Here is a 12470-nt window from a genome sequence, read left to right on the forward strand (position 1 = left end):
CCCGATGCCTGTTCTCCCATGTTGACGGGATCCGTGCCAGCCCTGCGCGCCGCCTGGCGCTGGCTGTGGGCCGTGCTGCTGCTGGTGGCCGCCACCCTGCCGGCCCGCGCCGCCGACGACGTCATCCTGGTGGTGGAAAGCTACAACGCCGAAATGCAGTGGGACGCCAACTACAAGGAAGCGCTGCAGGAAGGGCTGGGCAAGAAGTACCGGCTCGAATATTTTCAGATGGATACCAAGCGCCTGCCGCGCGAGCAGCATGCGGCCATGGCCGACAAGGCTTGGGCGCTGTATCAATCGCTGCACCCGGCGCTGGTGATCCTGGGCGACGACGCGGCCCTCAAGCTGCTGGCGCAGCGCCTGGGCACGACGGGCACGCCCGTGGTCTACCTCGGCATCAACAACAATCCGCGCGAGTACTTTGACGCCAAGGTCACCAGGAACATCACGGGCGTGCTGGAACGGCCTATCCTGAAGCGCAATATCGCGCTCGTGTCCGAACTGGTGCCGCACGTGAAGCGGGCGCTGGTGCTGTTCGACACCGACATCACGTCACAAGTGGTGCGCCAGGAGACGTTCGAAGGCAAGTCGCGCCAGCTGATCGGTGGCACGCTCGTCGAACTGAAGCTGGTGGGCCAGTGGGAGCAATGGCAAGCCGAGGTGCTCAAGGCGAAGGACAATTACGACGTGATCTTCCTCGGCCTGTACCAGGCGCTGCACGATGGCGCGGGCAAGAGCGTCAACACGACGGACCAGGTGGCGCGCTGGACGGCCGCCCACGCGCCCGTGCCCATCTTCGGCTTCTGGGACTGGGCCGTGGGCCCGGACAAGACCATCGGCGGCCTGGTGCTGTATGGCCGCGACCAGGGCAAGGCGGCGGCCGAGATCGCGCTCAGGATCCTGGCCGGCACGCCGCCCGAGCGCATCTACCCCGTGACGGCCGACCGCGGCAAATTCCTCTACAGCCGCAAGCAGCTGCAGCGCTTCCACCTCACGCTGCCGGCCCATATCGCGGCCGACGCCAGCTACACGGACTGAGAAGGCGGGACCGTCATGAATACATGCGATGGCAAGGATTGCTGCGGTGACGCCACCGCACCGGCGGCGGCAGCGCCGGCTGCCGCCGCCAGCGCCGAGCGGGCCGTGTTCATGATCCAGAACATGGATTGCCCCACCGAGGAAAAGCTGATCCGGGACCGGCTGCGTGGCATGGCCGGCGTGGATGCCTTGCAGTTCAACCTGATGCGGCGCGAGCTGACGGTGGACCATCATTTGCCAACCATCGCGCCGCTGGTGGCGGTGCTGACGGCGCTCGACATGGCGCCCGCTGTTGTCTCCAGCTCGCAGGACGCGCTGGCGGCCCCGGATGCGCAGGCCGCGCCATCGCCGGCGCCGCGCGCGGCCGGTACGCCGCCATTCGGGCTGCCGCGCTGGCTGCCGCTGGCCGTATCCGGGCTGGCCGCGCTGGCGGCCGAAGGCATGGCATGGAGCACGGGCCACGAACACGGCTGGCCGGTGCTGGCGCTGGCTGTCACGGCCATCGTGTGCGGCGGCCTCGGTACCCTGAAGAAGGGCTGGATCGCGCTGCGCAACCTGTCGCTGAACATGAACTTCCTGATGTCGCTGGCCATCCTGGGTGCGCTGGCCATCGGCCAGTGGCCGGAAGCGGCCATGGTGATCTTCCTGTTCGCGCTGGCCGAACGGATCGAGGCGCGCTCGCTGGACCGGGCGCGCCACGCCATCCGCGGCATGATGGCGCTCACGCCCGACACGGCCACCGTGCAGGCGCCATCGGGCGCGTGGCAGCGCGTGGCGGCGGCCCAGGTGCAGCCGGGCGCGCTGGTGCGCGTGACGCCGGGCGAACGCATCGCCCTCGATGGCGTGGTGGCGGCGGGCGAGAGCGCCGTCAACCAGGCGCCCATCACGGGTGAGAGTATGCCGGTGGCCAAGCTGCCGGGCGATACCGTGTTCGCCGGCACCATCAACGAACAGGGCAGCTTTGACTACACGGTGACGGCGCCGCAAAGCCAGTCCACCTTGTCGCGCATCGTCAGCAGCGTGCAGCAGGCGCAGGGCGAGCGCGCGCCGACCCAGCGTTTCGTGGACCGCTTCGCTGCCAGCTACATCCCGGTGGTGGTGGCGCTGGCCGTGCTGGTGGCGGTGGTGCCGCCCCTGGCGTTGGGCGCCGACATCCATGCCTGGTTCTACCGGGCGCTGGTGCTGCTGGTGATCGCCTGCCCGTGCGCGCTCGTCATCTCGACGCCGGTGACGGTGGTGAGCGGGCTGGCGGCGGCAGCGCGCCATGGCATTCTGGTCAAGGGCGGCGTGTACCTGGAGCTGGGGCGCAAGCTGAGGGCGGTGGCGCTCGACAAGACCGGCACGCTCACGCTGGGCACGCCGCAGGTGACGGACGTCGTCGTGCTGGACGGCGGTGAGCCCCTGGCGCTGCTGCACCGTGCGGCCAGCCTGGCCGCGCTGTCGGCCCATCCCGTGTCGCGCGCGCTGGTCCAGCACTGGCATGGCGCCCAGCGCGAGGTGGCGCTGGCGCCGGTGGCGCGCTTCGAGGCGCTGCAGGGGCGCGGCATCCGCGGCGAGGTGGAAGGCGATACGCTCTACCTGGGCAATGCGCGGCTGGTGCGTGAACTGGGCGTGCGGGACGACGCGCTGGCCGCGTCGCTGGCCACGCTGGAACGCGACGGCAAAAGCGTGGTGGTGCTGTGTTCCGCCACGGCGGCGCTGCTGGTGGTGGCCGTGGCCGACACGGTGCGCGCCACCAGCGCCGAGGCGGTGGCGCAGCTGCACGCGCTGGGCGTGCGCGTGGTGATGCTGTCGGGTGATAACGTGGACACGGCGCGCGCCGTCGGCGCCCGGCTCGGCATCGCCGACGTGCGCGCCGGCCTGCTGCCCGACGATAAGCTGCGCCTCGTCACGGCGCTGGCCGCTGAACATGGCGCGGTCGGCATGGTGGGCGACGGCGTGAACGACGCGCCGGCGCTGGCGCAAGCGGCCATCGGCTTCGCCATGGGCGCGGCCGGCACTGACACGGCGATGGAGACGGCCAACGTGGCGCTGATGGACGATGACTTGCGCAAGGTGGCCTGGTTCATGCGCCTGAGCGCGCGCACCCACGCGATCCTGGTGCAGAACATCGTGCTGGCGCTGGCCATCAAGGCGGTGTTCCTGGTGCTGGCCGTGGCCGGCTATTCGACCCTGTGGATGGCCGTGTTCGCGGACATGGGCGTGAGCCTGATGGTGGTGCTCAACGGCCTGCGGCTGCTGCGCGGGCCGGCGCCCATGCCCGTGCCCATCCCTGTGTGAGGGCTGGCGCGCTGCCTGGACTAAGCGCTAATCGGATGGCGCCATGCCGGCTGCCGTGCCGGCGCTGAACAACTGCGCGAACCGGGCCAGGTCCGGCGCGCCCATGTCGGAAATGGCGGCGTACTGCATGCCGTTGCGCGTCCAGCGCAGCACCTGGTAGCCCTGGCGCGTGCTCGCTTGCGGCGTTGTGGCACGGGCCGCGGGCACTGGCCACACGTAGAGGTTGAGCACGTGCTTGCGGTGCCGGTAGGCCAGCGCCGCCACCGGACGCTGGCCGATGTAGTCGAGCCGTCCGCCGATCAAGGCGTAACCCTGTGGCGCCAGGTCCGTCACAGGCGGCGCGAAATCGAGCTTGCCGGCGAACCAGGGCTTGACCGTGTGCTGGTCGGTCGAGGCCACGTCCGTCAGGTGGTCCGGCATCAGCGAGCGGAAATGGCTGGCCACCAGTTCCTGGTCCAGCTGGTCGGTGGGGCTGGGCTGCCCCAGGTACAGCGCCAGCGTGACGGCGAAGGCGGCCGTGCTGACGGCGGCCGCGCCCAGGTTGATCCAGGCCCACGGCCAGCGCGCGGATGGGGTGGCGCGGCGTGGTTGGGGCGCTTGCCGTTGCTGCTGCGCCTGTTCGCGCAGGGCGGTGCTGATGCGATGGCGCAGGTGGGGCGGCGCCGTGTGGCGCGTCGCTTGCTGCGCGACGGCGTCGCGCAGCTCCGTCAGCCGTGCCAGCGCCGCGCGGCAGGCGGCGCAGCCGGCCAGGTGCGATTCCAGCTGCATGGCGCCGGGCGGGTCCAGTTCACCGTCCAGCCAGGCGGCCATCCAGTGCTGCGATTGCGTGCATTCCATCCTATTCTCCAGCGTCGCGTTGCAGGTACGACAGCAGCAGCTTGCGCGCGCGCGCCAGGCGCGACATCACCGTGCCGATGGGGATATCGGCCACCTCGGCGATCTGCCTGTATGACAGCTCGTCCATTTCCTTCAGCACCAGCACTTCGCGGAACGCGGGCGGCAGCTGACGCAATGCCTGGTTGACGCTGCGGCCCACGTCGCGGCTGGCCACGATGCCGGCCGGATCGCTCACCGCTTGCTGTACCAGCAGTTCGTCGCCGTCGGCGCCGTGCAGCGCCTCGTCGAAACTCACGTCGCCCTGCTGCGGCTTGCGGTCGCGCAGCGTCGTGTAGAAGGTGTTGTGCACGATGGTCAGCAGCCAGGCGCGCGCGTCGCCGCCCCGGTAGCTGTCGGCGAAACGGTAGGCGCGCAGGTAGGCGCTCTGCACCAGATCATCCGCGTCGTGCGGGTCGCGCGTGAGCCAGCGCGCCAGGTTGTAGGCCGCATCCAGGTGCGGCATGGCCAGTTGTTCAAACCGCGCCGCTTTGTCGTCGTCGCCCAAATGCTTGTCCATCGTCGTCGTCCCGCAGGTGAAGACTCGGTGTGGTGCGCTTTTATTCCCGCGAAAAAAATAATTCATGCGGCGGGAATAGGAACGGGGCGCGGCCGGTTTTATCCGGTATGGCGCGCCGGTCTGAAGCGCCGATTATGACATGGAAGCGGGCGCCGATTTTCAACCAGGCAGATGGAGGACAGCATGATCGATCGCAGGAGTTTCTTGAGGCTGGGCGCCGTGGGCGGGGGCGCCGTCTTCATGTCCGGCCTGTATGGCAAGGCGTGGGCGCAGCAGGGGAGCGAGGATTTCTACTTCGTGCAGCTATCCGATTCGCACTGGGGCTATCGCGGGCCGGCCAACCCGGAGGCGCAGCACACGCTGCGCGAGGCGGTGGCGGCTGTCAATGCGCTGCCGCGCAAGCCTGAATTCATCGTCTTCACGGGCGACCTCACGCACAGCACGGACGATCCGGCCGAGCGCCGCAAGCGCATGGGAGAATTCAAGCAGATCGTGGCCGGGCTGGCGGTGCAGCGGATTCATTTCCTGCCGGGCGAGCACGATGCCTCGCTCGACCAGGGCGCCGCGTTCCAGGAGCTGTTCGGCCCCACCCACTACAGCTTCGACCATAAGGGCGTGCATTTCATCGCGCTCGACAACGTATCCGACCCCGGCGCCCGCATCGGCGAGGCGCAACTGGCGTGGCTCAAGGCCGACCTGGCGGCCCGGCGGCCGGACGCGCCCATCGTCGTGCTGACCCACCGGCCCCTGTTTGACCTGGAACCGAAGTGGGACTGGGCCACGCGCGACGGCGCGCAGGCCGTGGCCTTGCTGATGCCGTATCCGAACGTGACCGTGTTCTATGGCCACATCCACCAGGAACACCACCGGATGACGGGCCATATCGCCCACCACGCGGCCAAGTCGCTGATTTTCCCCTTGCCCGCACCCGGCTCGCAGGCCATGCGCACGCCGCTGCCGTGGGACCCCGCCGCGCCGGGCAAGGGACTGGGCTTCCGCGAGGTCGATGCCGCGCCGCGCCAGGCTGCCTACCAGATCACCGAACTGCCCGTTGCGAAAGGATAGATCATGCAAGCCTCCAAACGACGTTTCCTGATCGGCGTGCCGCTGGCCGCATCGGCGCTGCTGCTGGGCGCGGCCCAGGGCAAGCCGCAGAAGGAGCGGGTGATCAAGGTCGAAGCGCGCAAATTCCGCTTCGCTCCCAATGTGATCGAGGTGCGGCAGGGCGAGGCCGTGGTGCTGGAACTGCGGGCACTGGACTTCGCCCACGGCTTCAATATTCCGGAACTGCAGACCCGCATCGACCTCGTGCCCGGCAAGACCGTCAAGCTGCGGTTGCAACCGGCGCAGGCGGGCCGCTTCGGCTTCCTGTGCGATAACTTCTGCGGCGCCGGACACGAGGAGATGGCCGGCACGCTGGTGGTCACGGCGTAACCGCGCCGGCGTGGGGCGTGGTGCTGCCGCGGGGTGGGCTGCTGATATAATGCCGGGTTGATGCAGCCCGGCTGCCGGCCCCCGCGCCGCCCGTACCGTCCTGTGCCCGCGCGCCGGACTTTCCTTTTTACCGTTAGATTCCGCACCCCATGTCCTCTGATACGCCCAACAATGGCCCAGCACGGCCTATGCTGTACGACCCGACCGAACACCGCATCCGCAGCTTCGTCACCCGCGCCGGCCGCCTGTCGACCGCCCAGGCGCGCGCGCTGGAAGAACTGGGACCGCAATTCCTGATCGAGTACAGCAAGGCGCCACTCGACTACGAGCAAGCGTTTGGCCGCAAGGCGCCTGTGGTGCTGGAGATCGGCTTCGGCATGGGCGGCACCACGGCCCACATTGCCCAGGCGATGCCGGACAAGGACTTCATCGGCGTGGAAGTGCACACGCCCGGCGTGGGCAGCCTGCTCAAGCTGATCGGCGAGCAGGGCCTGACCAACCTGAAGGCGATCCAGCACGACGCGGTGGAAGTGCTGAACCAGATGATCCCGGACGGCTCGCTGCATGGCGTGCACATCTTCTTCCCCGACCCGTGGCACAAGGCGCGCCACAACAAGCGCCGCCTGATCCAGGGCCCGTTCGTGAAGCTGCTGACGCAGAAGCTGGCCGCAGGCGGCTACCTGCACTGCGCCACCGACTGGGAAGATTACGCCGTGCAGATGCTGGAAGTGCTGGGTGCGGAGGAAGGTCTGCAGAACACGGCCGACGGCTATGCGCCGCAGCCGGCCTACCGTCCCCTGACCAAGTTTGAAAACCGTGGCATCAAGCTGGGCCACGGTGTGTGGGATCTGGTCTTCACCAAGAAGTGAAAGTAGCGGGCCGCTGGCGTTCAGTCCAGCGGTTCGATATCGAGCACCAGCACATAGGCCAGGTGGCGTCCCTGCCACCGGCCGCCGCCGCGCACCTGCGCATCGCAGGTGGTCGGCTGGCCCTCAATCTCCTTGAACTTCAGGCGCTGGCGGAACTGCAGCGCTTCCTTGGGCGCCAGGTAGCCAGCCATGCGGCCCTCCACAAATACCGCCACTGCCGTATTCTCGTAGGCATTCTGATCGTCCGGCACCAGCGTGGCCACGCAGGCCCTGGCCGCGGCGTGTTCTCCATGTTCGCCTGCCAGCTCCTGCAACGTGGCCTGGTAGCGCGATTCGTTCACCACTTCCACCAGAAAACGTCCCTTGTCCGACCAGTGCAGTGCGGGCGCCGCCGCAGGTAGTTGCGGCACATATGGCCCGGCAGCGCGTGGTGGCAGGGCGGCTGGCTTGGCCGGATTGGTCTTGATGATGGCGTAGACCAGCAGCGCCGTGACGACGACGATCAGCAGGGGGAGGGCGTATTCCATGGCGAGCTTGTAGGTGCAAAGGACGTCATCTTAGCGGAACAGGGACTTGCTTACCTGATTTTCTCGCCGGCTGGTTCCGTTCCGGCCGTCATTGTGGATTTGTGTGAGGTTTGAGGGCGGCGCCGCACGTTATGATGCTGAAAAAAATTTCCGCACGTCAATTGTCGAGGTCGCCATGTCGAAAAGTTTATGCGCAGTGTTGCTCGTTGCCGCCATGCCGCTCGTGGCGCACGCGGCGGACGTGGTTTTGCCGCCGGGGGCATCTGTGGCAGGGCATTCCGTTCCCCAGCTTGCCGGTGAATGGTGGCAATGGGTCGAGAGCGCCAGCGACGAAGACAGCCCCGTCAACGACCGTAGCGGCGCCAAGTGTGCCGTGGGCCAGCAGGGCGACGTGTGGTTCCTGGCCGGCGGTTTTGGCTCATCCATGATCCACAGGACATGCACCGTCCCGGAGGGCAAACATTTGTTCTTCCCCGTGATAAACATGGTGTATTGGCGCCACGAAGGGGGAAATGCATCGTGCGAGCAGGTTAAGCGCTATGCCGCATTGAACAACAATACCGCCCTGGACCTGTTCGCGGAAATCGACGGTGTGGCGGTCGATGGCGTGAGCCAGTATCGTGCGGCATCCGAGCAATGCTTTGACGCCTACGCCCGCGTGCCCGTCGGACAGTATCCCAATTCCGCTTACCCGGCCGCCACCGACGGCTATTGGCTGCTGTTACCGCCGCTGGCAAAAGGACGCCATGTGGTGAAGTTCGGCGGCAGGTACAACCGCGCGTCTCCGGCCCATGGCCGCATGCTCCAGGATATTGAGTATGAACTGCTGGTGGAGTGAGTTACCGGCGGCGTGCTGTACCAGGCGACTGGTGCAGGCCTGCCAAATCCAATTACCTGCCTGGAGCCAGTAGATGATCAAGCGAGTCGGCGATACCGCCATCCTGCCCGCGCACCGGGCCAGCTGCCACTGCGGCGCCGTGGTGCTGGAACTGGACCTTCCCGATGGCATCGTCGATCCGCGCCGCTGCGATTGCTCGATGTGCCGTCGCCGCGGCGCCATCGCCGCCTCGGTGCCGCTGGCCGGGCTGCGCGTGGTGCAGGGCGCGGACGCGCTCACGCTGTACCAGTTCAACACCCACACGGCCAAGCACTACTTCTGCTCGCGCTGCGGCATCTACACCCATCACCAGCGTCGTTCCAACCCGCACCAGTACGGCTACAACGTGGCGTGCCTGGAGGGCGTCGATCCGTTCGCGCTTGGCCCGGTGCCGACCAACGATGGCGTGAACCACCCGGCCGACAGGATCGCCGGCGAAACTTAATCCATCTCCGCGATTATCGCCACAATCTCATCGCCATACGAAGCGAGCTTCTTCTCGCCCACGCCCGACACGCCGCGCAGCTCGGCCAGCGAGGTGGGGCGGGCCTTGGCGATTTCGCGCAGCGTGGCGTCGACGAAGATCACGTAGGCCGGCACGTTGTGGGCGCGCGCCGTCTCCACGCGCCACCAGCGCAGCTTGTCGAAGATGGCCTGCTCGCGCGGCGACAGGTCGCTCTCCACGTAACCCTTGGAGGCCGTGGTGGGGCGCTTCTGCTTGACCGGCTTCTGATACTGGCGCAGCTGCACCTTTTGCCCGCCCTTGAGCACGGGGCGCGCCGCGTCCGTCAGCTTGAGCGAGCTGTATTGTTCGTGGTCCACCGTCACCAGGCCCAGCGCGATCACCTGGCGCAGGATGGCGCGCCATTCCTGCTCGCTGCGGTCGGCGCCGATGCCGAACACGGACAGCGTATCGTGGTGCCAGGTCTTGATGCGTTCCGTCTCCACCCCGCGCAGCACTTCGATCACGTGGCCGGCCGCGAAGCGCTGGTCGACCCGGTACACGGCCGACAGCAGCTTTTGCACCGGCACCGTGCCGTCGAACGAGACAGGCGGAATCAAACAGGTATCGCAGTTGCCGCACGGGGCGGCGGGCTCGCCGAAGTAGTCGAGCAGGCGCACGCGCCGGCAGCTGAGCGTTTCGCACAGGCCCAGCATGGCGTCGAGCTTCATGCCCAGCACGCGCTTGAAGGTTTCGTCGGCTTCCGACTCGTCGATCATGCGCCGCTGCAGCACCACGTCCTGCAGGCCGTAGGCCATCCAGGCGCTGGCGGGCAGGCCGTCGCGGCCGGCGCGGCCCGTCTCCTGGTAGTAGCCTTCGATGCTCTTGGGCAGATCGAGGTGGCACACGAAACGCACGTCCGGCTTGTCGATGCCCATGCCGAAGGCGATGGTGGCCACCATCACGATGTTTTCCTCGCGCAGGAAGCGGGCCTGGTTGGCGGCGCGCTTGGTGTGCTCCATGCCGGCGTGGTAGGCCAGCGCCCGCACCCCGTTCTCGTTGAGGAATTCGGCCGTCTCCTCCACCTTCTTGCGCGACAGGCAGTAGACGATGCCGCTGTCGCCGCCATGCTCGCCCGTGATGAAGTCCAGCAGCTGCTTGCGGCCGTTGCCCTTCTCGACGATCTGGTAGCGGATGTTGGGCCGGTCGAACGAGGACACGAACTGCAGCGCGTCCTCCAGCTGCAGCCGGTGCACGATCTCGGCGCGGGTCTGCTGGTCGGCCGTGGCCGTGAGGGCGATGCGCGGCACGTCGGGGAACTGCTCGTGCAGCACCGACAGCTTGATGTACTCGGGCCGGAAGTCATGGCCCCATTGCGACACGCAGTGCGCCTCGTCGATCGCGAACAGGGCGATCTTCGAATCCTGGAAAAGGTTCAGGCAGCGCTCCGTCATCAAGCGTTCCGGCGCCACGTACACCAGGTCGATCTGGCCGGTGCGCACCAGCCGTTCAATGCGGCTCGCTTCCTCGTAGCTCTGGGTGGAGTTGAGGAAGGCGGCGCGCACGCCCACTTCGGCCAGCGCATCCACCTGGTCCTGCATCAGCGCGATCAGCGGCGAGATCACCACGCCCACGCCGTCGCGCACCAGCGCCGGGATCTGGTAGCACAGCGACTTGCCGCCGCCGGTGGGCATCAGCACCAGCGCGTCGCCGCCCGTGCTCACATGCTCGACGATGTCGGCCTGCTGGCCACGGAAGGCCGGGTAGCCAAAGACGGTTTGCAGCAGGTGCAGGGCGCGGGTACTGGTGTCGCTCATGATACGGATTCCGGTTTAGCTCAGTCCACCCATTGGACCAGGCCATAGTGGGCGGTGGCCAGCACCACCAGGCCGAACACGATGCGGTACCAGGCGAAGAAGGTGAAGGTGTGGGTGCTGATATAGCGCAGCAGCCAGCGCACGCACAGGAAGGCCGACACGAAGGCGGCCAGCGAGCCGATGCCGAACAGCGGCAAATCGGCCGCCGACAGCAGCGCGCGTTCCTTGAACAGCGAATAGACGGTGGCGCCCAGCAGCGTGGGGATGGCGAGGAAGAACGAGAATTCCGTGGCCACCTGGCGCGACAGGCCGAACATCATGCTGCCCATGATGGTGGCGCCGGAGCGGCTGGTGCCGGGGATCAGCGCGAACGCCTGGGCCAGGCCGATCTTGATGGCGTCCAGCGGCGTCATGTCGTCCACCGACGTGATGCGGGCCATGCCGGGGTTTTTTGCTTCGCTGCGTTCGACCAGCAGGATCACCAGGCCGCCGACGATGAAGGCCAGCGCCACCGGCACCGGCTTGAACAGCACGGCCTTGATGGCCTTGTTGAAGGCCACACCCAGCACGGCCGCCGGCAGGAAGGCGATGCACACGTTGATGGCGAAGCGCTGTTGCTTGCGGTCGGAGAACAGGCCGCTGAGCACGGCCGCGATGCGGGCCCGGTATTCCCAGCAGACGGCGAAGATGGCGCCGGCCTGGATCACGATCTCGAACACTTTCATCTTCTCTTCCATGCCGCTGAAGTTGAGCAGGCTGTCGGCCAGGATCAAATGGCCGGTGGAGGAAATGGGCAGGAACTCGGTGAAACCTTCCACCAGGCCCATGATGAGGGCTTTGAGCGCGAGAATAATATCCATGAATAATCGTTCGATTTCGAATTAGTTTGACGGAGGAAATAGTGTCCGGCGCGGGCGCCAGCGCTGCGCGGGCTCGAAGCTTACCATGCCGGGGCGCCGCGATTCTGAATCGGGCGCAAATCGGGCGGGAAACGGCTTGAAAAGCGGGGCGAAAGACGGGTTGAAAAACGCGCGCCGCGGGGCGCGGCGCGGGGGAGGGCGGGCGGTCAGAGCACCGTGCGCATGCCGGGATTGTGGGCCCGGGAACCCGGCGTGATCACTTCCAGCTGGCCCGATTTGAACACTTGCTGGTGCTCGCCGCGGTCGTCGATCCAGCGGCACAGCACGTCGTCGTCGTCGCTGAGGCCGGTGTGGCCGGTGGTTGTCTTAATCACCAGCATGCGCCGATGCCAGCCGATAGGCCGCACCGTATCGCCCGCCTTTGCCCTTTCACGTTCCATGATGGCCTCCATCGCGTACTCAACGTCATGATACGCCTGCCGGCGATCGATGGGCGCGGGGCATAGGCGTGTTGTGGCATGCGCGTGATACCGCACGTGGTGGCCGCAGGCGCGCTGGGCGTTCAGGACGGCCTTGTGCTGATCGTCTGTTGTCGTGGTGGCAACCGCATAGTGCTGGTGGGCGGCGGGTGGCATGGCGTCTTACGCAGGCGCGGTTGAACGCTCCAGGTCGGCCAGCCAGTGCATCGCCTGTTCGCGGCTGGTTCCGCACATTTCCTCGGACGGTTGCAGTCCGCCGCAAAACGCCGGCCGCTCCGGTTTGCCGAAAATGCGGCAGCGGTTGTCTTCGCCCAGCTGGATGCACCTGACGCCAGCCGGTTTTCCGTCAGGCATACCAGGGATGGGGCTGGTGATCGAGGGCGCCGTGCAGCAGGCACCACAGTTGGGGCGGCATTGGAAGGACATGGTGCGCGCATTTTACCGCAGCGGCCTA

Annotated in this window: 14 protein-coding genes; 7 read left to right on the forward strand and 7 right to left on the reverse strand. The window is 67.1% G+C overall.

Features of this window, described 5'->3' with window-relative positions; genetic code table 11:
• Positions 1-18 precede the first annotated feature (18 nt).
• A complete protein-coding gene (locus tag H3H36_RS15720; protein WP_182219040.1) occupies positions 19-1038 on the forward strand; it encodes an ABC transporter substrate-binding protein in 1020 nt (339 codons plus the stop codon).
• Between the two features lie 15 nt (positions 1039-1053).
• Positions 1054-3318 carry a heavy metal translocating P-type ATPase gene (locus H3H36_RS15725; RefSeq protein ID WP_182219041.1) on the forward strand — a complete coding sequence of 755 codons (2265 nt, stop codon included), beginning with the start codon at positions 1054-1056 and terminating at the stop codon, positions 3316-3318.
• Between the two features lie 27 nt (positions 3319-3345).
• Here H3H36_RS15725 and H3H36_RS15730 read toward each other — a convergent pair whose 3' ends face one another.
• Together H3H36_RS15730 and H3H36_RS15735 are read right to left on the reverse strand one after the other, a co-directional pair.
• Entirely contained in the window at positions 3346-4155 is an 810-nt protein-coding gene (locus H3H36_RS15730; RefSeq protein ID WP_182219042.1) for an anti-sigma factor family protein, read from the reverse strand.
• A 1-nt stretch (position 4156) separates the two neighbouring features.
• Positions 4157-4711 (reverse strand): sigma-70 family RNA polymerase sigma factor, encoded by a 555-nt coding sequence (locus tag H3H36_RS15735; protein ID WP_182219043.1) that lies wholly within the window; start codon positions 4709-4711, stop codon positions 4157-4159.
• Positions 4712-4894: 183 nt separating this feature from the next.
• On the opposite strand from H3H36_RS15735, the gene H3H36_RS15740 reads away from it, so the two are divergent.
• The 3 genes from H3H36_RS15740 (at position 4895) to trmB (ending at position 7014) form a co-directional block, all read left to right on the forward strand.
• Positions 4895-5776 carry a metallophosphoesterase family protein gene (locus tag H3H36_RS15740; protein ID WP_375539598.1) on the forward strand — a complete coding sequence of 294 codons (882 nt, stop codon included), beginning with the start codon at positions 4895-4897 and terminating at the stop codon, positions 5774-5776.
• A gap of 3 nt (positions 5777-5779) precedes the next feature.
• Positions 5780-6145, forward strand: coding sequence for a cupredoxin domain-containing protein (locus H3H36_RS15745; RefSeq protein ID WP_182219045.1), 366 nt, complete (start codon positions 5780-5782; stop codon positions 6143-6145).
• Positions 6146-6333: 188 nt separating this feature from the next.
• Positions 6334-7014 (forward strand): tRNA (guanosine(46)-N7)-methyltransferase TrmB, encoded by a 681-nt coding sequence (trmB, locus tag H3H36_RS15750; RefSeq protein WP_182219046.1) that lies wholly within the window; start codon positions 6334-6336, stop codon positions 7012-7014.
• Between the two features lie 20 nt (positions 7015-7034).
• Here the strand turns inward: trmB and H3H36_RS15755 are convergent, their stop codons facing one another.
• On the reverse strand, positions 7035-7541 hold the full coding sequence (locus tag H3H36_RS15755; RefSeq protein ID WP_182219047.1) for a hypothetical protein: 507 nt from the start codon (positions 7539-7541) through the stop codon (positions 7035-7037).
• 175 nt (positions 7542-7716) lie between these two features.
• Here H3H36_RS15755 and H3H36_RS15760 point away from each other — a divergent pair, with 175 nt between their 5' ends.
• The gene (locus H3H36_RS15760) at positions 7717-8379 is read left to right on the forward strand and encodes a hypothetical protein (protein ID WP_182219048.1); all 663 of its coding nucleotides are present in this window, start codon (positions 7717-7719) and stop codon (positions 8377-8379) included.
• Positions 8380-8452: 73 nt separating this feature from the next.
• The gene (locus H3H36_RS15765) at positions 8453-8863 is read left to right on the forward strand and encodes a GFA family protein (protein WP_182219049.1); all 411 of its coding nucleotides are present in this window, start codon (positions 8453-8455) and stop codon (positions 8861-8863) included.
• On the opposite strand, the gene recQ is transcribed toward H3H36_RS15765, so the two are convergent.
• From recQ to H3H36_RS15785, 4 genes are all read right to left on the reverse strand, one after another.
• On the reverse strand, positions 8860-10677 hold the full coding sequence (recQ, locus tag H3H36_RS15770) for a DNA helicase RecQ (protein WP_182219050.1): 1818 nt from the start codon (positions 10675-10677) through the stop codon (positions 8860-8862). The genes H3H36_RS15765 and recQ overlap by 4 nt on opposite strands.
• Positions 10678-10697: 20 nt before the next feature.
• Positions 10698-11537: an undecaprenyl-diphosphate phosphatase gene (locus H3H36_RS15775; protein WP_182219051.1), complete on the reverse strand. Its 840-nt coding sequence runs from the start codon at positions 11535-11537 to the stop codon at positions 10698-10700.
• A gap of 206 nt (positions 11538-11743) precedes the next feature.
• On the reverse strand, positions 11744-12172 hold the full coding sequence (locus tag H3H36_RS15780; RefSeq protein WP_182219052.1) for a hypothetical protein: 429 nt from the start codon (positions 12170-12172) through the stop codon (positions 11744-11746).
• 6 nt (positions 12173-12178) lie between these two features.
• A complete protein-coding gene (locus H3H36_RS15785) occupies positions 12179-12442 on the reverse strand; it encodes a YkgJ family cysteine cluster protein (RefSeq protein WP_182219053.1) in 264 nt (87 codons plus the stop codon).
• Positions 12443-12470: the final 28 nt, after the last annotated feature.

Source organism: Rugamonas fusca (assembly GCF_014042365.1).
In the GTDB taxonomy this organism is placed as follows: Bacteria; Pseudomonadota; Gammaproteobacteria; order Burkholderiales; family Burkholderiaceae_D; genus Rugamonas; species Rugamonas fusca.